This window comes from Streptomyces sp. Y7, from assembly GCF_043195415.1.
Classification (GTDB): Bacteria; Actinomycetota; Actinomycetes; order Streptomycetales; family Streptomycetaceae; genus Streptomyces.
In genome coordinates this window covers 433,132-453,973 of record NZ_JBIDDQ010000002.1, presented here as the reverse complement: position 1 = coordinate 453,973, position 20,842 = coordinate 433,132, and the positions used below count along the sequence as shown (strand labels likewise).

Here is a 20,842-nt window from a genome sequence, read left to right as displayed (position 1 = left end):
GGTCCCTCACTTCAACTCCTGCTCCGAGTGCGCCACGTCGCCGCCGAGGCCGTCGAGCAGGTCGCGGAACGCCGTGTTCATTCGTACGACCGCGTCCCGCGCCGCTTCGGAGAGCCCGGCGTACTTGACGAAGCCGTGGGGGAGCGTCGGCTCCTCCGAGGCCAGTACGTGTACGCCCGACGCCCGCAGTCGCTCCGACAGGACGCGGGCGTCGTCACGCAGGGGGTCAAGTCCGGCGCTGTACAGGACCGTTGGCGGCAGACCGGCGAGCTCCCCGGACAGCACCGGGGCGAAGCGCGGGTTCCGCCGCTGCGCCGGATCGGACACGTACGCCTCGACGAACCGCTCGACGGCTCGGGAGGTCAGCCCGTAGCCCTCGGCGAACTCGGTGCGCGAGGGCAACGTCGGGTCGCCCGAGGCGAAGGGACAGACAAGCAGTTGCGCGACCGGGGCCGAGGGCGCGGACGCGAGGGCCGACGCGGCGCCGAGGGCGAGATTCGCTCCGGCGCTGCTGCCCGCGACCGCGACCTGGGCCGGGCGGCCGACGAGCGTGCGAGCGTTCTCGTGCACCCAGCGGACGGCCTCCACGGCGTCGTCATGGGCGCTCGGAAACCGGTGCTCGGGAGCGAGCCGGTACCCCACCGAGACGACCGGCCGCCCCGTGACCCCGCACAAGGTCCGCGCCTGCACGTCGTGCGAGTCCAGGTCTCCCTTGACGAAACCACCGCCGTGGAAGAAGACGACGACACAGTCGTCGCGGGTGCCCTGGTAGAGACGGATCGGCAGGGACCGGCCCTTCAGGTGCGCGATGTCGTCGCGCACCTGAGGGTCGGAGCCCGGACGGCCGGCCGAAGACGCCCGCAACGAGCGCAGGTCGGGCTCGACCGCGCCGGTCCCGAGGACTTCGGCGATCCGCGGATCTAGTGCGTACGCCCGCACGGCGGGGTTCACCGGGCCAGGCACGCGGCGAGGAATCGCTGCACCACGGGCAGCACGGCGAAGTGGTCGTGCGCCGTGTCCGGGACCGTGTCGAGACGCGCGTCGATGCCGTGCTCGCGCCAGTTGGAGTGCAGCGCGTGGATGCGCTCGAGGCGGTTGCTGCCCACCGGGGCGGGGCCGCGGGCGTCGGGCGGCGCGAGCTCGGCGCTGCCGGTGTCCTGCGCACCGATGACCAGCTGGACGGGCACGTCACGCAGCGCGGCGGGGTCGACCTCGATCCCGAACCGCTCCTTGGCATCGGACGTGCCGTGCCACCAGGTCCTCGTCGGATCCAGCAGTGTGACCCTTCCGGGCGCTCCGACGGACAGGGAGGCCAGCCGGTCCGGGTGCAGGTAGGCGAAGCGGTGCGCGAACTGGCCGCCGCCGGAGAAGCCGTGCAGGTGGAAACGGTCGGTCCGCAGATGCCAGCGGGCGGCGGCCTCCTCGGTCATGGCAAGGAGTACCTCGTCCGCCCGGAACCCGGCAGGGGAGAGCAGTTTGTAGCTGTCCACGTCATTGGGACCGGTGATCCCGGCGGGGAACAGCGGCACGAGAACGACGCAGTTGTGGCGCTCGGCGAAGTCGGCGAACGCGTTGCGCAGGGTCTCGGCGCGACGGCGTGTGCCGTGCACGGCGATCACCACAGGGCGGGGCGGGCCGTCGGGCGCATGGCCCTCGGGGACGTACAGGCAGTAGGAGAAGCGTGGGTCGCGTGCGAGGGCGAACTGGGCGGTGGGGCCGGTGAGAAAGGTCACGCCGGGGTGACCTGCGGGCAAGTCCCAGGGAGACAGGGGGAGTTCGGCGGTCACGAGAGGGGGTCCGGTTCTATGGGGAGGTCCATCAACGGGGCGTACTGCTGGCCGGCGTAGCAATCGGCGTCGCGCAGGTCGCCCTGTATCTCGGGGCGGGGCAGGGAGACCTTCACGGCGAGGGCCAAGGGGTGGTTGACGAGCAGGATGTGCGCGGGGTGGACGCCGTAGAGCCGTCCGAAGAGGTCCTTGCTGAGGAAGCCGGTGGCGACGAGGGCGTCGTAGGCGGCCCGGTCGTGGCACATGAAGTCGAAGGTCAGGGTGAAGGGTCCGGCGTTCTTGGAGCGGACCAGGGAGCAGAAGTCCAGCAGGGTGGGCATGGCTCACACCTCCTCGGTGACGGTGCGGAACAGTTCGGTGGGGGTGACGCCGGTGACGACGTGGTTGAGGGTGAAGCGGTACAGCGGGCCGCGGTCCGTCTCGGGCGGTGAGAAGGGGTAGGCGAGCGTGGAGACCAGGCCGTCGTACTCCGGGATCGGCAGATGACTGCTCGCGTGGGCGACGAAGGTCGCGACGGCGTGGGCGGTGGCCTGGTCCGGGGCGGTCACGGTGATGAGGACGCCGATCTCGCGGGGGCGCAGCGGCTCGGGTTCGGCGGCCGCGAGGACGGCTCCGTCGCCGTAGAGGCGGAAGTCGATGTCGACGTCCGCGGGGTCGACGTCGCCGCCGAACACGTCGAGGATCTTGTCCGCGAAGTACTTCTTGGCGAAGGGCACCAGATCGGGCAGGTGCCGGATGACCACCTGGTCGCGCACGCCGCCGACGATGACGGTCTGGTGGCCCACGAGTTCGGCGCCCTCCAGTTTGTTCGTGCAGCCGTCCGAGGGGATGAAGCGCGCCCCGCGCACCCGGACCGTCCGCTCGTCGACGGCCTCGTACGTGGCGTCGGTGGTGTCGAGGATGCCGGAGGGCTCCACGACGCGGAACGGGTCGGCGTTCTCGTACAGGGTGTGCGCCGCGACGGACCGGGGGGTGAGCCGGCTGTCCTCGGCGAGTGTGGTGACGTCGAAGTGGTCGTCGCGCAGGTGCACCAGGAGCCCGTTGGCCGACGGCGGCACGGCGCAGGCGGCGCCGCACTCGATGGTCTTGGCCATGTGCCAGGTCAGTCCGGGGTCGGCACCCCGCATATGGGGGACCGCGGCGAACAGGGCGGTGTCGCTGGCCCGGCCGGTGAGCACGACGTCGCAGCCGGAGCGCAGCGCCTCCTCGATCGGCTCTGTGCCCATCATGGCGACGGTGTGACTGCGGGCGAACAACTCCCGGTCGATGGCGGGCGCGTGGGGCAGCGCGGCGATGCGGCCGGCGTCGAAGAGACCCTCCAGACGCTCGGCGGGCTGGTCGGAGTAGATCAGCGCCAAGGTGAAGTGCAGGTTCTCCGCCTCTGCGATGCCGCGCACGAGTCCGGCGACCCGGTCGACGCCGATGTCCCGTCCGCTGGTGCCGCAGGAGCCGATGATCAGGGGGACGCCCAGTTCGGCACGGGCTCTGAGCAGCAGGCGCAGATCGCGGGTGACGGCCTGGTCGGAGAGTTTGGGTGTGCCGGAGCCGAGGGCCGCGGGACCGGAGTCGGTCGACCCGGCGTCGCAGGCGATGACGTGGGGCCGGGACGCGACGCCGCGCCGGAACGCCTCCGCGTCGAAGCCGGCGCCAAGGGCTCCCGTCGGAGCGAGGATGCGGAACTCCATGAAGGTCTCTGTTTCCTGTGTGGTGGGGTGTGTCCGGACGTGGTGTCAGGCGGCGGCAGGTGTGAGGCGGCGAGCCAGCCGGGTGAACACGGCGAAGGTGACGGCGGCGAACAAGGCCCCGTCGAGCAGCATGAACCGCCACCCCGTGACGTCGACGGTGAAGCCGAGCAGGGCCGGGCCGAGCGCCGCGCCGGTCGACGAGGCGACGGTGTACAGGCCGGTGTAGGTGCCCACGACATGCCGGCTGGGGGCGAGGTCCCACAGCGCGACCAGGGCGTTCACCGCGAAGGTCGCGTACCCGATCGAGGTGATGACGAGAGAGAGGACCGTGCCCGGCACGGTGGGGGAGGCGAAGCCGATGAGCAGGCCGGCGACGAACAGGCCGACGCCGTAACGGATGGCGCGCACCTGGCCCAGCCGGGACGAGGCGTAGGCGAGGGGCACGACGCACACCAGGAAGGCGACGGCGCCGGGCAGCGCGAGTCCGCCCGCCGCACCGCGGGAGAGGCCGAGGGTCTCCGTGCCGTACGGCGTCATGAGGGCGCGCAGGGCGGACCACATGCCGGCGAAGCAGAAGATGCCGAGCATCAGCAGGGCCCGGGCGCGGGAGGGGTCGCGCACCATGTCCCTCACCACGGCCCAGGGCGAGACGAAGTCCGTCGGTTCGTCCTCCTCCTGCACCCGCGCGGCGGCCGTGGTGTGCCGACGGCCCAGGAACGCCCACGAAGTGGTGAGCAGCACCAGCATCAGGACGGGCGGAACGGCGAACGCCAGGGTGACGCTGCGGTCGACGACAAGCAGACTGATCAGCGCCGAGACCACGATGGTGAGGCTCACTCCCGCCTTCACGAAGCCTTGCGCCTTGGCCCGGTGCGCGGGGGCGAGGTAGTCGGAGACCAGCGTCTCGGTGACGCCCTTGAACGCGTTGGCCGTGGCGGCGAACGCGACGACGCAGACCATCAGCGTGGGCAGATCGCCGGTCCACGGGATCAGGGCGAAGGGCACCGAAGCCAGCGCCGCGCCGGTGAGGACGATCCCCCAGCGGCCCTTGCCGGCACGGGCGTGCCGGTCGGACACGAAGCCCGTCCAGGGCTGGATCAGGACGCCCAGCAGGTTGTCCATACCCATGACGAGTCCGACGAGGCCCGCGGAGGTGAGGTACTGCCGCAGTTCGGCGGGGACTTGAGCGTCGTAGAAGTTCCAGACCGACTCCTGGGCGAAGACCGCGAGGGTCACCCACAGGACGGTGCTCGCACTCATCCGCCCCGGCGAGGCGAGGGCTTCCCGGAGTGGCGGGGGTTGTGCGGTCTCAGGCATGGCGGCTCCTTTGCCATATGCCATAGCAAGTGGGATGCGGAAAGGGGTCTGCGAGCCGGAATGAGATACTCGCTATTTGCTATAGCTTCTTGAAGGTGAGTGACGACCGCACTCTCCCGGAGGTGTACGCGGTGGTCGCCCGGCTCTCAGGCCGGAAAGCGCCCCGAGATCAACGAGTCGCTGGACGCCGCACTGTGAGCACTCATCAGCTCGGCCGCCCGGTCCCCGTCGCCGGCGGCGATGGCGTCATAGATGGCACGGTGCTGGCGGTAGCGCTCCTCCACCGCGCCGCGCCGGTCGCCGCCGACCTCGGTGAGGACCGTGCTGCGGCGCTCGTCCGCCCCGAAGGCGTCGACCATGTGCAGCATCTGGAGCAGCGTCGAGTTGCCGCCGGCCCGGTCGACGAGGGCGTGGAACATGCGCATGCACCGCAGGATCTCCTGGATCAGCTCCCGCTCCTCGTCGCTGCCCGGTTCGATCCCGTCCGACCGGCCGCGCAGGTCGTCGGCCCGGTCGAGCAGCGCACGCATCTCCCGGCGCTGTGCCGCCGTCGACTTCTCGGCGGCGAGCCGGGCGGCCAGGGCGCGCAACGAGTCCCCGATCATGGTGAACTCGCGCAGTTCCTCCTCCGCGAACTTGGCGATGCGTACGGAGCGCGGACCCGTCCGCTCGACCAGGCGGTCCTGTTCCAGGCGCCGCAGCGCCTCGCGCACCGGTGTCGCGCTGATGTCCAGCGACTCGGCGAGACCCCGCTCGGTCACCTTCTGGCCCCGTTCGAGGGCGCCGGAGATGATCGCCTCGCGGATCGCGGCGTACGCCTGGTCGCCGAGCGTCGCGGAAGCTGTGAGCTGCGGAAGCTGTCCCATGTGCAGCACCGTATTTGCTACAGCATGATTTCTCAAGGGGTGGGTGGCAGGCGCCCGGGTTTCCCCTCTCGGCCCCGACGATGATCCGGTCGGGGCCGAGAGGGGGGAGGTCGTCCCGCCGTTACGGCAGGCTGCCGGTCGCGAAGTACGCCCGGCACACCGTGCCCTCGAAGTCGGTGGCGATCTGGAGGACCCGCGTGCCGTCCGCCGAGGGAAGCAGCGGTGAGCTGTAGTTCTGGCAGTAGTTCACTTCCGGGTTCGGCACGTTCACCGGCGCGGCGATCGCGGTCCAGGCTCCGCTGCCGTTCCGGGTGTTGGTGAGGATCGTGCGTCCGCTGCCCGCCGCGGGCGTGCCGTCCCGGTTGAGCAGGCGCTGCCCGATCAGCAGGATCCGCCCGTCGGCCCCGCCGCCCGGCGTGGGCGCCCAGGCGATGGTCGGGGCGGCGCGGAAGTACCTCCCGTCCGCCGTCTCGGGCCGGATGCCGAGGCCGGCGGGGTCACCCCAGTTCCAGCCGTCGGCGGAGGTCCGGTAGTGGACGACGCACTGGTACTGACCACCGGGATTGCAGATCTCGTAGCTCATGAAGTACGTGCCGTTCGGCAGCCGCCGCACCACCGGCATGCCGGGCCGGTCCTCCGCCCAGGTGCCGGCCACGGTGTTGTGGTGGCCCTCCCAGCGCACCCCGTCGTAGCTGCGCGCGGCGACGAGTTTCTGGCTGTGCGCGGGGTCGGTCTCGTCGGCGTAGTGGCAGACCAGGGCGCCGTCGGCGGCCACGGAGAACTCCGGCTCCCACAGCCCGCCCGTACCGCCCGCGACGGCGCAGGACGACAGGTAGGACCAGCTGCGGCCCACGTCGTTGCTCCGCCAGATCCGCAGTGCCATACGGCGGTTCTGCTCGTCCTGGCCGACGGAGGCGGCCCACAGCAGGGTGCCGGCGGGCAGTGCGCCCACCTGGCGTGGCAGCTCGAACAGGGTGGAACAGCAGAGCCCCTGGCCCGCCGCGGACTCCGGGTCGGCGACTCTGCCGACCTCGCGGAACGTCGCACCGGAATCGGTGCTCTCGTGGATGGCGCCGATGCCGTTGTCGCCGTCGAAGGTGACGACGCTCGCCAGCACGCGCCCGTTGGCCGTGCCGTTGTGGGCGAGCCGAATGGCTCGCGGATACAGGCCGGTTCCGGCCCGCAGCGGGGTTCCGGTGGCCGTGAGGGAGGGTGCCGCGGGCGAGGGCGCCGAGGCGGTCGCGCCGGTGGGCTCGGGAGAGGCGGCGACGGGGGTGGCGGGCAGCAGACTCAGCACGCCGGTCAGGGCGAGCGCGAGGAGTCGATGCCGTCCGAGGGCATGCCGAAGTCGCAGGATCACCATGGTGTTCCTTCCGGGTGGGGGAGACGCGCGTCAGGCTAGAGCGGAATGTACATCGATGTAAACGGGTGGGACGGAGGTCGTTGCGGCAGAGCCGACCGGTCCCCCGCTCCGGCTGCCGGAGGTGTGCCACGGCCGGGAGGAGGCGCCCCTACCGCAGGAGCCCGTACTCCGTGTGACGTTGATTCAGCCGCCGGGGGAGCCGGGCGGCGAGGAAGTCGATGAGCCTGCCGACCCGCAGCGGCAGGTGCGCGTCGTCCTCGGTCAGGGCGTAGATGTCCGCGGCCGGCGTCGGTACGTCCGGCAGCACATGGACGAGTTCTCCCCGATCGATGTGGGGCCCGACGTGCCACTGCGAACGCATGATGATGCCCCGCCCCTCCAGGGCCCACCCGGTCACCACGTCACCGTCGTTGCTGGAGAGACTGCCGCGGACGCGGAGGTGGCGGGTGCCCGCCGTGTCCCCGAACCGCCACAGCGCGAAGTCGCTCTCGTTCTCGCGCAGCACGATGCAGTCGTGGCCGGCCAGGTCCTCGATGGTCGCGGGCGTGCCGTGCCGGGCGAGATACGACGGCGCCGCGCACGGCACCCGCCGGTTCTCGGCGAGCCGGCGCATGCGCAGCGACGAGTCGGGCGGGGCGCCCACATGGACCGCCACGTCGAACTCGCGTCGATGGGGCCGCAGGGGGAGCGCGGAGGTCTGCAGCCGTACGTGCAGCTCGGGGTGGGCCTGCGCGAACTCGCCCAGCAGCGGGGCGATGTGCGCGCGTCCGAGGCCCAGCGTCGCCTCGACGGTCAGCGAACCGCGCAGTCCCCCCGACCGGTCGGTGATCGAGTCCTCCAGCTCGCGCACCTGGTCGAGGATCGTCGCCACCCGCGCCGCGTACAGCGCGCCCTCCGAGGTCAGCACCAGTCGCCGGGCACCGCGCTGGACGAGTCGCACGTCCAGCCGGCGCTCCAGCGCGCTGAGGCGCTTGCTGACGACGGGCAGGGAGCACCCGAGTTCCCGAGAGGCGGCCGTGAGGGTCTCGCTCGACGCGACGACCTGGAAGAACTCCAAGTCGTCGAGGGGTGAACGGTTCTTGCGGCCCGGCGGCCCGGAGCGGCGGAGGTTTTCCACCAGCGAAAGGCTACCTTGCCGCCCGCGGCCTTGTTGCGGGTATCGCGGCTGGCCAGGGTGGTCCCCAGGTCGCTACCGGGCCGCAAGACGCGCAGCGCGTCGAGCGTCCCGCCCCGCCGGCCGACGCCGTCCCCTTCGCCACTGCTCGTCGCTCGAGGAGAGAGATTCGTGCCGCAGAACCACCGCATCGCAGCGATCCCGGGCGACGGGATCGGCCGGGAGGTCGTCCCCGAGGGCCTGAGATGCCTGCATGCCGCCGCCGAGGTGCACGGATTCGCCCTCGACGTCACCGAGTTCGACTTCGCCAGCGCCGACTACTGGCTGCGCCACGGCACGATGCTCCCCGAGGACTGGCAAAGCGTCCTCGGCGGTTTCGACGCGATCTTCTTCGGCGCGGTCGGCCGGCCCGACGTGGTCCCCGACCATGTCTCCCTGTGGGGCAGCCTCCTGCGGTTCCGGCGGGGATTCGACCAGTACGTCAACCTCCGCCCGGTCCGGCTGCTGCGCGGTGTACGCAGCCCTCTGCGCGATCACCGGCCCGGTGACATCGACTTCTACGTCGTCCGCGAGAACACCGAGGGGGAGTACTCCAGCATCGGCGGCCGGATCTTCGAGGGCACCGCGCGGGAGACGGTCGTCCAGGAGACCGTCATGACCCGGACCGGTGTCGACCGGGTGCTGCGCTACGCCTTCGAACTCGCCGCGGCCCGCCCCCGCAAGCACCTCACCTGGGCGACGAAGAGCAACGGCATCTCGATCTCCATGCCCTACTGGGACGAGCGCGCCGCCGAGATGGCGCGGCGGTACCCGGACGTGACCGCCGACAAGGACCACATCGACATCCTCACCGCCAAGTTCGTGCTCCAGCCCGAACGGTACGACGTGGTCGTCGCGAGCAACCTCTTCGGCGACATCCTGTCCGACCTCGGTCCGGCATGCACCGGCACCATCGGCATCGCCCCCAGCGCCAACATCAACCCCGACCGCACGTTCCCCAGCCTGTTCGAACCGGTCCACGGATCGGCACCGGACATCGCCGGCCGCGGAATCGCCAACCCCGTCGGCCAGATCTGGAGCGGCGCGATGATGCTCGACCATCTCGGCGAGCACGAGGCGGCGGCCCATGTTGTCGCCGCCATCGAGAACGTCCTCGACGAACAGCCGGACGCGGTCACCCCCGACCTCGGCGGCACGGGGACCACCGTGGGGCTGGGCAAGGCCATCGCGACGGAGATCTCCAGTACCGCCTTCTCATCCGACAGCCGCCGACCCGGCGGCGGCGCGAAGGGACGACCCTCATGACGACGACGTCGGCAGGGCAGCTCCCAGGAACCCGGAGCATCACGTTCCTGGTCGCTCTCGCGGTGTTCGCGCAGGAGTCGACCTGGAACTTCTACGAATCCCAGGTCCCGCCCCTGCTGCGGGAGCACATCGGCAGCGCGGCCGTCGTGGGCGTGCTGATGGGCATGGACAACCTGCTGGGCATCTTCGTCCAGCCGTGGATCGGCAACCGCTCGGACCGCACCCGCACCGCGTGGGGCCGCCGCATCCCGTACCTGGTCGTCGGAATGCCGATCGCCGCCGCCCTGTTCGTCGTCATTCCGCACACGGCGGCCTCCCTGCCGCTCCTGATCACGGTGATGTTCGCCTACGCGCTGGTCGCCAACACCTTCAAACCCGTCGCCGAGGCGCTGGTCCCCGACTTCATCGCACCCGAGCGACGCGGCCGCGCGAACGCCGCGGTCAAGATCGCGACCAGCCTGACGGCCATCGTCGCGGCACTGATCAGCATCTTCCTCGTCGACGACCATTTGAAGATCGCCTTCGCGATCCCCGCGGCCATCATGGCGGTGTCCATCGTGGTGCTCGGTGCCACCGTGCGCGACAGCCGGTCCCCGGCCTACCGGCAGGTGCTGGCCGAGAGCGCCGAGGAGCCCGCCGACAGCAGGGCGCCGCGCGTCCGCGACACCTTCGTCGAGATCGTGAAGGACCCGGACCGCAGCAGGCTCCTGCTCCTCGCCGCCATCCTCCTCTTCGGCAGCGCCTGGGCCGCCTCGCGTTCCCTGATCACGCCGTACGGCATGGAGGCGCTCGATATGTCCCGCGGTGACGCCGGCGGACTCACCCTGCCGAGCGGTGTCGCCTTCATCCTCGCCGCCTATCCGGCCGCACTGCTCGCCGAGCGCTACGGACGGCTGCGCGCCATCGCCGCGGGCATGTCCGTCTTCGCCGCGGCCATGCTGCTCGGCACGCTCCTGCAGACACCGACCGGCACCACCATCGCCTTCTGCGTCGCGGCCGCCGGCGCGAGCAGCTTCCTCGTCAACGCGGTCGTCGTCCTGTGGAACCTCGCTCCCTCGGCAAGGGTGTTCGGGACGTACGCCGGCATGTACACAGTGAGCTGGGCGGGCGGAGGCTTCCTAGGACCGGCGCTGATCGGCGGCATGGTCGACGTCAACGGGTGGTCGCTGATGCTCGTCGACATCGCCGCGGTCGCCCTGCTGGCCATCGTCGTGATCGCCCGGATCGGCACCCTGCGGCGGCGGTCGGCCCTCGCCCTCGCCAAGTGACCGGCCGCGCAGCACCACAGCCAGAAACGAGGACCGCGTGCCCCGCATCCTGATCACCACGGACTATCTGCGCCCCGGCGACGAAGTCGACCGCCGCCTCCGCTCCCACGGTCACACCACCGTCCACTCACCCCTGGTCGGACGCCGCGACCCCGCACAACTCGTCGCCGCCCTCGACGGGATCGACGCGGCACTCGTCGCGAACGAGCCCCTCACCGAAGACGTCCTGTCCCGGGCGACCCGACTGCGGGCCGTCGTCCGGACCGGCGTCGGCTTTGACTCCATCGATGTCGCCGCCGCGGGCAGGCTCGGTATCACGGTGAGCAACCTGCCCGGCATCAACGCCAACGCCGTGGCCGAGTACACCCTCGGCCTGCTGCTCGCCGCCGCGCGCGGACTCGTACAGAGCGCGACTGGCGTCGCGGCCGGCAACTGGCCCAGGGCGGACGGCCACGAGCTGCGCGGGTCGACCCTCGGTCTGCTCGGCTACGGTGCGGCCGCCCGGGCCGTCGTCCCGCTGGCGCGGGCGTTCGGGATGCGGGTGCTGTGCACGACCGGCGTGCCGGAGGGGGAGCGCACGGATCCGTGGGTGAGTTTCGTCGAGTTTCCCGAACTGCTCGCGGAGTCCGACTACGTCTCGGTGCACACCGCGTTGACCGAGCGCACGCGGGGCCTCCTCGACGCGTCCGCTTTCCGCCTGATGAAGCCGACGGCGGTGCTGATCAACACGGCGCGCGGAGCCGTCGTGGACGAGCGGGCCCTCGCCGACGCGGTGCGCGCCGGCCGGATCGCGGCAGCGGCACTCGACGTCGTGAGCGAGGAGCCCCTCGCAACCGACAGCCCCCTGCGGGGCGTTGAGGGCATCGTCGTCTACTCCCACCTCGCGGGACAGACCGCCGAAGCCCGCGCGGCCACGGGCCTGGAGGGGGCGTCCGAGGTGATGGCCGCACTGGCGGGGCACCCCCGGTTCGCGGTCAACGCCCACCTGCTCCCGAGCACCCACGCGGCCGCCACGACCCGCTGACCGGGCCCACCGACATCGACGACCGCCATGGATCACCGACATGGATCACCGACATGGATCACCGACAAGGAAAGAGGAACATGGACGACGACACCGTTGACTTCGTCACGGTCCTGGCGCCGACCGGCATGCTCGGAGCCGGCTTCCCCGAGGCCACGATCGAACGGGGCCTGCGCCTCGGCGCCGACGTGATCTCCGTCGACGGCGGCAGCACGGACTCGGGTCCCTACTACCTCGGCGCCTCGCAGCCCAAGACCACCCGCGCGGCGGTCGCCCGTGACCTGCGCATGCTGCTGAAAGCGGCAGCACAGGCCGACATACCGCTGATCGTGGGTTCCTGCGGCACCAGCGGCACCGACCGGGGCGTCGACTGGGTCGCGGGCATCGTCGCCGACATCCAGGCGGAGGAGGGGCTGAACCTGCGGGTCGCGCGGATCTACAGCGAGCAGGACACCGCCGATCTGAAGGAGCGCCTCGACGCCGGCCGGATCCACGCGCTGCCTCCCGCGGAGGAACTCCGGCCCGAGACCCTCGAAAGCTGCACGCACGTCGTGGGTGTCATGGGGCACGAGCCCATCGTCGCCGCACTCGAGGCCGGCGCCCGAGTCGTGCTCGCGGGGCGGGCCACCGACACCGCCATCGCCGCCGCCTACCCCCTGATGAAGGGGATGCCGGCCGGACCGTCGTGGCATGCCGCCAAGATCATCGAGTGCGGAGGACAGTGCACCACCGACCCACGGGCCGGGGGAGTGCTGGCCACCATCGACGCCAACGGGTTCTCCATCGAGCCGCTCGCCACGACGGCCGCCTGCACGCCGAGTCTCGTCGCCGCGCACATGCTCTACGAGACCGCGAACCCGTTCCGGATGCGTGAGCCCGACGGCACGCTGGACGTCAGCGACGCCACGTACACCGCTGTCGACGAGAGCACCGTGCGGGTCGAGGGCTCCCGGTTCCATGTCGCCGACCAGCACACCATCAAGCTGGAGGGCGCCCGGATCACCGGATACGAGACGATGTCCTTCACCGCGATCAGGGATCCGCACATCCTCGCGGCCATCGACGACTGGGCCGCCCTCCTGCGCACGATGATCAGGGAGCGGGTGGAGCAGACGATCGGCCTGAGCGAGGACCAGTACGCCTTCGACGTCCGGCTCTACGGCTACAACGCCGTACTGGGGGACTTCGACCCGGCGGTGGGTGCGCCTCGTGAGGTAGGGGTCATGCTCCTGGTCAGCGCGCCGGACCAGGCCACCGCGACCGCCGTGGCGAAGATCGCGAACCCGTTGATGCTCCACCTGCCGACGCCCGACATGAACTACCTGCCGAGCCTGGCGTTCGCCACTTCGCCGGCCGAGATCGAGCGTGGCCCGGCGTATGAGTTCGTGCTCCATCACGTCGTCGACAGCGCGACCCCCACCGACATGTTCCGCATCGCGTTCGAGGAGGCCACGCGTCGTGCCTGAGACCATCCCCACCACCCTCGGGGACCTGGCCCACGAGATCCGGTCCAAGAACGCCGGCCCGTTCTGGGTCACGATGGAATTGTTCATGCGCGACGCGGACGGCTATCGCATCGCCGCGGACGAGACGTTCCTCGACGAGCGGACGATCGCTCGGCTCTACGGAGTGGACGCGTCCGGGATCCAGATCTTCCGGATCCCGTCGCTGAACGTCGTCAAGATTTCCTTCCCGCGCCCCGTCAGCCAGGCATCCCTTTTCGACCGTGACATCCACTCGGGACAACACCACGTGCCGCTCGCCCTGTTGCCCGTACCGAGTACCGGCACCACGCAATCCGCACCTCGCGGAGAATGAACGGCGGCACGTCCGCCGACTACCCCTTCCGGGCGAGCCCGCCGTGCTCGGCGACGACCTCGGGGGCGGGTGAACCGGGCTCGGGACGCCACTGCGTGACCGGGACGACGCCGGGCTCGACGAGTTCCAAGCCGTCGAAGAACGCGGTGATCTCGTCGACGGTGCGCAGGTTGTACGGGACGGCGCCGCTGCTGTTGTAGGCCTCCTGGGCCTGCTCGAAGACCGGGTCGATGCCGAGCGACCCGTCGTTGATGGAGAGGTAGCTGCCCGCGGGGAGTGCGCTCATCAGCCGGGTGACGATGGAGCGTGCCTGACCGTGGTCCGCGATGTGGCCCAGGATGTTGCTGAGGATGAGCGCGGTGGGGCGGCCGAAGTCCAGTGTCTTCGCCGCGGCTTCGAGGATGCGGTCGGGGTCGGCGACATCGGCGTCGACGTAGGCGGTCGCGCCCTCCTGGGTGGAGTAGAGCAGGGCGCGAGCGTGGGCGAGGACCATCGGATCGTTGTCGACGTAGACGATCCGCGCCTCGGGCGCCAGCTGTTGGGCGACCTCGTGGGTGTTCTGAGCCGTCGGAAGGCCGGTCCCGACGTCCAGGAACTGCCGGATGCCCGCCTCGGAGACGAGGTGGGTGATGTTGCGACGCAGGAAGGCGCGGCTGGAGCGGGCGATGGTGACGATGCCCGGGAAGACCGCGGTGTACGCGTCGCCGGCCTCCTCGTCGACGCGGTAGTTGTCCTTCCCGCCGAGCCAGTAGTTCCAGATGCGGGCGGAGTGCGGAATCGACGCGTCGATTCTCGGAGTCGCCGGCTCCGGTGTCGTCGCAGGGTCACTCATGGGTCGCAGCCGTCCTTCAACCGGGGCAGGGATCATTCACGGACCAACCTATGTCCCCACACCTGCCGTCCGTGCGCCAGTTCGGACTTTCCGCGGTGCCGGTTCCGCAGGGCGCCGACATTCTCACCGTTCTGTGGACACGATTCGCCGGTTGCCGATTGATGCCGGAGAGGCCGGTGAGTTCTCACGCAATTCCTGATGCGTAAACCAGAGGCCAGTACTGAAGTTACCCGCAGGTTTCTCGTGACTTGTTTCACGATTCTGAGTAGAACTCGTTTCCATTGTGTAAATGGAAGGAGATCTACGTGGACTCAAGGCCACCCAGCACGCAGGAAGGAAGACGTCTTTCCCGTCGTCGCTTCATTGGTAGAACTGGTTCTATTTTGGGCGCCGCCGCACTCGGCGCAATCGACCTTCCGCACGCCTCCGCGCTCCCGCAGCAGGCAGAGGTCATCGAACCCGGTGCACAGGTCACCGCACTCGTCATCGGCACCGGATACGGCGGCTCGGTCACCGCACTGCGGCTCGCGCAGGCAGGCGTCGACGTGCACATGGTGGAAATGGGCATGGCCTGGGACACCCCGGGGTCGGACGGCAAGATCTTCGCCAACACCACCACCCCTGACTACCGGTCCTTCTGGCTGCGCACCCGGACCAAGCAGCCCCTGAGCAACTTCCTAGGCTTCCCGCTCGACAAGGACGTACCCCGGTACACCGGCATCCTCGACGCCGAGGAGATGGGCGGCATCGTCGTGTACCAGGGCCGGGGAGTCGGGGGCGGATCCCTCGTCAACGGCGGCATGGCGGTGACACCCGAGCGCAGCCGTTTCCCCGCGGTGCTCCCGTCCGTCGACGCCGACGAGATGTACGACGTCTACTACCCGCGGGCCAACAGCACCCTCGGCGTCGCCACCATCGACCCGGCCTGGTTCGAGACGACGGAGGCCTACAAGTACGCGCGCGTCGGCCGCAAGCACGCCCAACGCTCCGGTTTCCGCTTCATGTTCGTCCCCAACGTCTACGACTGGGACTACATGAAACAGGAGGCCACGGGAGCGGTGACCAAGTCGGCCCTGGCCGGCGAGATCCTGTACGGCAACAACCACGGCAAGAAGTCCCTGCCGAAGACCTACCTCGCGCAGGCCCGCGCGACCGGGCGGGTCGGCATCTCACCCCTGCACCGGGTCACCTCGGTGACGCCGGCCACCGGCGGCTACTCCGTGACCATCGAGCAGCTCGACACGAGCGGAGCCGTCACCACCACCAAGACCGTACGGGCCCAACGGGTGTTCTTCGCCGCGGGCAGCGTCGGCACCAGCAAGCTCCTGGTCCGTCTGAAGGCGACCGGCGCGCTGCCCGGCCTCAACGGCGAAGTCGGCAACGGATGGGGCGAGAACGGCAACGTCATGTGCGGCCGGGCCAACCACCTGTGGGATCCGACCGGAGCGCTCCAGTCGTCGATCCCGACGGCCGGCATCGACAACTGGGCAGCGGGCGGTGCGTTCGCCGAGGTGGCGCCGCTGCCCACCGGAATCGAGACCTGGGCGTCGTTCTACCTGTCCATCACCAAGAATCCGCACCGCGGCCGGTTCACCTGGAACGCGGCGACGGGGAAGGTGGACCTGGACTGGCAGACCGCCTGGAAGCAGCCGTCGATCACCATGGCGAAATCGATCTTCGACAAGATCAACGCCACTGAGGGCACCATCTACCGCACCGACCTGTTCGGCATCTACAAGATCTGGGGCGACCATCTGACGTACCACCCGCTCGGTGGAGCCGTCCTCGACAAGGCCACGGACAACTACGGGCGCCTGCACGGCCATCCCGGCCTGTATGTGATGGACGGCGCGCTCATCCCCGGCAACGTCAGCGTCAATCCCTTCGTCACCATCACCGCGCTCGCCGAGCGCAACATCGAGAAGATCATCGCCGAGGACTTCTGACACCACCGGCACGCCCCCGTCGGCGCGCCGTGCGAACACCTGTGGGCCGCGGCCGAAGTGCCCCGGCCCGCAGCCTTGCGGCCGCGGGGTCGCCGCCCGGTCGAACCTCGCCCGCACCGGGCACCCTCCCGCCATACCCCGCGGAAAGGTACTGGTCAGCGGCCTGACATGCCTGCCATGATCGGTTTCATGGGCACGGACATCCATGGATTCATCGAAGTCAGAAACAGCTATGTCGACAGCTCCGAGCCCGATGACGACGAGCCGTTCTTCCGCTGGCATCCGGCGATCCCCCTGGACCATGTCCACAACGACCGGTCCTACGCCGCCTTCGGTTGCCTGTTCGGCGTCCGTGGCCGGGCCTTCGAGCCGCTCGCGGCGCAGCGAGGCTTCCCGCAGGACGCGTCCCGCGCGGTGACGCGCGCCTATGAGCGTGAGCGGCCGGACTCGCACAGCCCGTCGTGGATCAGCTGGTCCGAACTGGAGTAGGCGGACTGGGACGGTACGGAATCAGTCACCGGGTCGCCCGCGCCACAGAGTCGGCTCACCCGGCGGGAGGCGGTTCGTGACGAGGACTGGGGTGACGTCTGGTCGGTGATGGGCATGCTGGCCGAACGGCACGGGGCCGAGAACGTCCGTCTCGTGGTCTGGTTCGACAACTAGACATGCCTCCGGCCGCTGCGGTCCGCCCACCGGCCGCCGCTCATGGGCAGTGACGGCTCCGGCCGAGCCCTGGCATCGTCGGTCAGGCTCCCGAGCGGTCACGAGGGGATCCCGCAATGCGAGCGATCGGCCGGTCCCGCACCGGGGACACGCCTGATCAGGACCCCTGCGCCGACGGCAGCACACACACGCTGTCGAGCCCCAGCACATGATTGAGGCGGCCGAACGCCAGCCAGGAGCCGATGCTCATGCTCAACTCCACGATCTCCGCCTGGCTGTAGTGCGCCTTCATCCGCTTCCAGAACTCGTCGTCCAGGTTGTGATGGTCGACGGCGTAGCGCTCCGCGTACTCGGCGGCGAGCCGTGTCCGCGTGTCGAAGGAGTCCGTCGTACGCCATTGGGTGACCGCGTCCAGGAACCCCTCCTCGACCTTCTCTCCGTCCCGTTCGGTGCGCCAGTCCAGGCAGAAGAGGCATCCGTTGATCTGCGCGATGCGCAGGCGGGCCGCTTCGAACTCACGCAGTCCGAGGGTCGTGTACTGATAGACGGACAAGGAGAAGTGGCTGGCCGCCTGGCCGATCTCGGGCACCAGGTCGCCCCAGACGTACGGGATGGGCTCGGCGCCCGGCGGGATGTCGATCTGCATGATCACTTCTTTCCCAGTCTGCCCACCGCGGGGCGCAGCGGGACGTCGAGTGCGTCGTAGAGACCCGGTCCGGCCTCGACGAGGAAGTCGATGGCGTTCACCAGACGGCCGGCCGCCGTCGCGTTGCCGCCGGCGGCCCTGTTCTCCCCCTCGTCCGTGGCCTCGACCGTGACCTCGATGCGGGGGCGCCCTTCGATGATCACGCGGTGCGCGCCCGCTCCGCCGTCCGGCGGTGCCGGCCAGTCCGTGGCGCAGGTGGCGTGAATGCGGGTGATGTGCTCGACGACGATGCGGGGTTCACCCGCCACCATGCCCTGCACCTCCAGACGCACCGCGCCCTGGGTGCCCGCCGAGAACTCGCCCATCGTGTCCGTGGTGACGGACGTGTCGAGCGGCCGGCGTTCCAAGGTCTCCTCGATGCCGTCCAGTTCGACACCCAGGGCCCGCGCCATCATCCGCAGCTGCCCGCCCCAGATCATCGTCGGAATGCCCTCGGCGAGCATCAGCGGCTGGTAGTCCAGCGGATGGCCCATACCGATCAGATCACGTACGGCCTCCTCCTGGTCGTACGTCGAGTAGTCGAAGATCTCCTGGCACCGGACGGCGTCGATGACGGACCCCAGCCCGCTGACCAGCAGCGGGAGCACGTCGTTGGCCCAACCGGGGTCCACGCCCGACACGAACAGCGAGCCGCCCCCGGCCCGCGCCGCCTCGGCCAGCACGTCGCGGATCTCCGCCGGGGCGTTCGTGCAGTCGTACATGCCGTACACGGACGGAGTGACGACCACCGCACCGGCGCGGAGCGCGCGGCCGATGTCCTCGATCGCGCCGTCCGGGCGGACGTCACCGGACGCCGCGTACACGAGCGCGCGCGGGCCCGCCGACAGGACCGCGTCCACGTCGTCTGTCGCCGCCACCCCCAACCGCCGCCCGAGGTCGGCGAGTTCGCCCGCGTCCTTGCCGACCTTGGCGGGACTCGACACCAGCACGGCCACAAGGCTGAGCATCGGATGCGCGGCGACAGCCCGGATGGCCGCACGCCCGACGTTGCCTGTGCCCCAAACCACCGTGGGAATCATGGGCGGAGGGTAACGATGCACCCCAAAACTTCCCATAGCCGTGCACGAGGAATGCCCACCGGCGTCCGAGCGGGGCCACGGTCCGGGTCTCGGGGTGACGCCGAGGCGACATGGGCGCGCGTTCATATCCATGATGCGAGTTCACGGTGTAGTTCGAGATCTCAGCCTCATCCGACCGTGAGCCATTGCATGCCTGGTCAACTCCACCAGCCCCGGGGTGTGTTCGCGTCTCATTCGAGGATGTGAACAAAGTCCGGCTGAAAGTCTTGTCGGTTGACCGAACCGGCCCTAGGGTCTCCACCCGGAAAGCGCTTTCTCCAGCGTTATGCGCCACCAGCCCCCACGCCACCAGGCCGGGGCTGTCGCACACCCACGCGTCGCCACAACCACGGTGAACCCCCGGTGAATCCAGGAGACAAGATGAGAAGACCTGTCGCACTGCGACTCTGCGCGGCCTCGGCCGCGATGGCCCTGGCGGCCGCGGCCGGCGTGACCCTGTCGATGTCGCAGGCCGCGGCCGCGACCGGCGGTGTCACCGGCTACGCGACCCAGAACGGCGGGACCACGGGTGGAGCCGGCGGACAGCGGGTCCGCGCGACCACGGGCACCGAGATCCACGCGGCGCTCTGCGGCCGGGCCGACAGCGGCACCCCGATCATCATCGAGGTCGAGGGCACCATCAACCACGGCAACACCGCGAAGGTGTCGGGAGACAGCTGCAACACGGCCGCCGGCGTCATCGAGCTGAAGCAGATCAGCAACGTCACGCTGGTCGGCGTCGGCAACGGCGCCGTCTTCGACCAACTCGGCATCCACATCCGCGAGTCGAGCAACATCATCATCCAGAACGTCACCGTCCGGAACGTGAAGAAGTCGGGCTCACCCACGTCCAACGGCGGTGACGCGATCGGCATGGAGAGCGACGTCCGCAACGTCTGGGTCGACCACGCGACCCTGGAGGCGTCGGGAGGCGAGTCGGAGGGCTACGACGGCCTGTTCGACATGAAGGACAACACGCAGTACGTGACGCTCTCGTACAGCATCCTGCGCAACTCGGGCCGGGGCGGTCTGATCGGGTCCAGCGAGAGCGATCTGTCCAACGGCTACGTCACCTTCCACCACAACCGCTACGAGAACATCGACTCCCGTGCCCCACTCCTGCGCGGCGGGACGGCTCACGCGTACAACAACCACTACGTGAGCCTGAACGAGTCCGGCATCAACTCACGGGCCGGTGCCAAGGCGAAGGTGGACAACAACTACTTCGAGGACTCCAAGGACGTCCTCGGCACCTTCTACACGGACCAGCGCGGCTACTGGCAGGTCAGCGGCAACATCTTCGACAACGTCACCTGGTCCAGCCCCGGCACGGACAACTACCCCGCGGGCCCCGACCCGCAGTCCAACACCACGGTCGGCATCCCCTACGCCTACACGCTCGACGCCGCCGCGTGCGTCCCCGACGTCGTGAGCCGGACAGCGGGCGCGGGCACCGGCCTGCAGGTGTCCGACGGCAACTGCTCGGCACAGACGCCGACTCCCACCCCGACGACCCCCACGACCCCACCCACCACCCCCGACCCGACGCAGCCCAGCGGCACGAACCTCAGCATCGGTGCCGGCTCCGACGGCTCCAGCAAGGCCGACGGCACCAGCTACGGCAGTGTCCGTGACGGCGACATGAGCACCTACTGGTCGCCGTCCGGCTCGACGGGTTCGGTCTCCGTCAAGTGGGGTGCGGCGACCTCCGTGTCGAGCGTGGTCATCCGGGAGGCCGCGGACGCCGGCGGGGTCATCGGCTCCTGGCGGCTGCTGAACGGCGATACGGGCGCGGTGCTGACCACGGGCAACGGCGCGGGCGCCATCACGTTCGCCTCGACCTCGCTGAAGAAGATCACCTTCGAGATCACCGGTGCCACCGGCACGCCCAAGGTGGCCGAGTTCGAGACCTACGCCTAGTACCGGCCGTACCACCGGGCCGCGCGATACTGCGCGTCCCGGAGGTACCCCTCACATCCGGGGGCAACGATCCGGCCAGTTCGGCTGTCGTAGGGAGTGACGCAGTTCCGCCTCTGGAGCTCTCCGCCAACCACCGCCCCGTGCCAGGTGGTTGGCGTGAGGGCTTGTCA

General features: G+C 69.9%; 19 protein-coding genes. 8 read left to right on the top strand and 11 right to left on the bottom strand.

The annotated features are described in order from the left end of the window. Positions 1 to 6: 6 nt before the first annotated feature. The 8 genes from ACGFW6_RS07990 to ACGFW6_RS07955 form a co-directional block, all read right to left on the bottom strand. A complete protein-coding gene (locus ACGFW6_RS07990) occupies positions 7 to 963 on the bottom strand; it encodes an alpha/beta hydrolase (protein WP_393505831.1) in 957 nt (318 codons plus the stop codon). Continuing rightward, positions 948 to 1,733 carry a poly(aspartic acid) hydrolase gene (locus ACGFW6_RS07985; protein WP_393505829.1) on the bottom strand — a complete coding sequence of 262 codons (786 nt, stop codon included), beginning with the start codon at positions 1,731 to 1,733 and terminating at the stop codon, positions 948 to 950. Before ACGFW6_RS07985 ends, ACGFW6_RS07990 begins: the two co-directional genes overlap by 16 nt. 50 nt (positions 1,734 to 1,783) lie before the next feature. Further along, positions 1,784 to 2,107, bottom strand: coding sequence for a DUF4387 domain-containing protein (locus ACGFW6_RS07980; RefSeq protein WP_393505827.1), 324 nt, complete (start codon positions 2,105 to 2,107; stop codon positions 1,784 to 1,786). 3 nt (positions 2,108 to 2,110) lie between these two features. Beyond that, positions 2,111 to 3,472, bottom strand: coding sequence for an acyclic terpene utilization AtuA family protein (locus ACGFW6_RS07975; protein ID WP_393505825.1), 1,362 nt, complete (start codon positions 3,470 to 3,472; stop codon positions 2,111 to 2,113). Positions 3,473 to 3,517: 45 nt separating this feature from the next. Then, the gene (locus tag ACGFW6_RS07970) at positions 3,518 to 4,789 is read right to left on the bottom strand and encodes an MFS transporter (RefSeq protein ID WP_393505823.1); all 1,272 of its coding nucleotides are present in this window, start codon (positions 4,787 to 4,789) and stop codon (positions 3,518 to 3,520) included. 146 nt (positions 4,790 to 4,935) lie between these two features. Next, positions 4,936 to 5,655 carry a GntR family transcriptional regulator gene (locus ACGFW6_RS07965; protein ID WP_393505821.1) on the bottom strand — a complete coding sequence of 240 codons (720 nt, stop codon included), beginning with the start codon at positions 5,653 to 5,655 and terminating at the stop codon, positions 4,936 to 4,938. Between the two features lie 121 nt (positions 5,656 to 5,776). Next, the gene (locus ACGFW6_RS07960) at positions 5,777 to 7,018 is read right to left on the bottom strand and encodes a sialidase family protein (RefSeq protein WP_393505819.1); all 1,242 of its coding nucleotides are present in this window, start codon (positions 7,016 to 7,018) and stop codon (positions 5,777 to 5,779) included. A gap of 148 nt (positions 7,019 to 7,166) precedes the next feature. Next, positions 7,167 to 8,135 (bottom strand): LysR family transcriptional regulator, encoded by a 969-nt coding sequence (locus ACGFW6_RS07955; RefSeq protein ID WP_393505817.1) that lies wholly within the window; start codon positions 8,133 to 8,135, stop codon positions 7,167 to 7,169. A 168-nt stretch (positions 8,136 to 8,303) separates the two neighbouring features. Between ACGFW6_RS07955 and ACGFW6_RS07950 the strand changes: the two genes are divergently transcribed. The 5 genes from ACGFW6_RS07950 (at position 8,304) to ACGFW6_RS07930 (ending at position 13,547) form a co-directional block, all read left to right on the top strand. Then, positions 8,304 to 9,437 (top strand): tartrate dehydrogenase, encoded by a 1,134-nt coding sequence (locus ACGFW6_RS07950; RefSeq protein WP_393505815.1) that lies wholly within the window; start codon positions 8,304 to 8,306, stop codon positions 9,435 to 9,437. Next, positions 9,434 to 10,705, top strand: a complete 1,272-nt coding sequence (locus ACGFW6_RS07945; protein WP_393505813.1) for an MFS transporter — start codon at positions 9,434 to 9,436, stop codon at positions 10,703 to 10,705. The genes ACGFW6_RS07950 and ACGFW6_RS07945 overlap by 4 nt, the downstream gene beginning before the upstream one ends. A gap of 37 nt (positions 10,706 to 10,742) precedes the next feature. Then, positions 10,743 to 11,729 carry a phosphoglycerate dehydrogenase gene (locus tag ACGFW6_RS07940; protein ID WP_393505811.1) on the top strand — a complete coding sequence of 329 codons (987 nt, stop codon included), beginning with the start codon at positions 10,743 to 10,745 and terminating at the stop codon, positions 11,727 to 11,729. A gap of 80 nt (positions 11,730 to 11,809) precedes the next feature. Then, the gene (locus tag ACGFW6_RS07935) at positions 11,810 to 13,195 is read left to right on the top strand and encodes an acyclic terpene utilization AtuA family protein (RefSeq protein ID WP_393505809.1); all 1,386 of its coding nucleotides are present in this window, start codon (positions 11,810 to 11,812) and stop codon (positions 13,193 to 13,195) included. Then, positions 13,188 to 13,547: a DUF4387 domain-containing protein gene (locus tag ACGFW6_RS07930; protein ID WP_393505807.1), complete on the top strand. Its 360-nt coding sequence runs from the start codon at positions 13,188 to 13,190 to the stop codon at positions 13,545 to 13,547. Before ACGFW6_RS07935 ends, ACGFW6_RS07930 begins: the two co-directional genes overlap by 8 nt. 19 nt (positions 13,548 to 13,566) lie before the next feature. Here the strand turns inward: ACGFW6_RS07930 and ACGFW6_RS07925 are convergent, their stop codons facing one another. Further along, positions 13,567 to 14,379, bottom strand: coding sequence for an SAM-dependent methyltransferase (locus ACGFW6_RS07925; protein ID WP_393505805.1), 813 nt, complete (start codon positions 14,377 to 14,379; stop codon positions 13,567 to 13,569). Between the two features lie 305 nt (positions 14,380 to 14,684). Between ACGFW6_RS07925 and ACGFW6_RS07920 the strand changes: the two genes are divergently transcribed. Continuing rightward, positions 14,685 to 16,325 carry a GMC oxidoreductase gene (locus ACGFW6_RS07920; protein ID WP_393505803.1) on the top strand — a complete coding sequence of 547 codons (1,641 nt, stop codon included), beginning with the start codon at positions 14,685 to 14,687 and terminating at the stop codon, positions 16,323 to 16,325. A 177-nt stretch (positions 16,326 to 16,502) separates the two neighbouring features. Continuing rightward, a complete protein-coding gene (locus tag ACGFW6_RS07915) occupies positions 16,503 to 16,814 on the top strand; it encodes a hypothetical protein (protein WP_393505800.1) in 312 nt (103 codons plus the stop codon). Between the two features lie 331 nt (positions 16,815 to 17,145). Here ACGFW6_RS07915 and ACGFW6_RS07910 read toward each other — a convergent pair whose 3' ends face one another. Together ACGFW6_RS07910 and ACGFW6_RS07905 are read right to left on the bottom strand one after the other, a co-directional pair. Further along, entirely contained in the window at positions 17,146 to 17,634 is a 489-nt protein-coding gene (locus ACGFW6_RS07910; protein WP_393505798.1) for a carboxymuconolactone decarboxylase family protein, read from the bottom strand. A gap of 2 nt (positions 17,635 to 17,636) precedes the next feature. After that, complete coding sequence (locus tag ACGFW6_RS07905; RefSeq protein WP_393505797.1) at positions 17,637 to 18,713, bottom strand: dihydrodipicolinate reductase; 1,077 nt, start codon at positions 18,711 to 18,713, stop codon at positions 17,637 to 17,639. 420 nt (positions 18,714 to 19,133) lie between these two features. Between ACGFW6_RS07905 and ACGFW6_RS07900 the strand changes: the two genes are divergently transcribed. Further along, the gene (locus ACGFW6_RS07900) at positions 19,134 to 20,672 is read left to right on the top strand and encodes a polysaccharide lyase family 1 protein (protein WP_393505795.1); all 1,539 of its coding nucleotides are present in this window, start codon (positions 19,134 to 19,136) and stop codon (positions 20,670 to 20,672) included. The last annotated feature ends 170 nt before the right edge of the window (positions 20,673 to 20,842 follow it).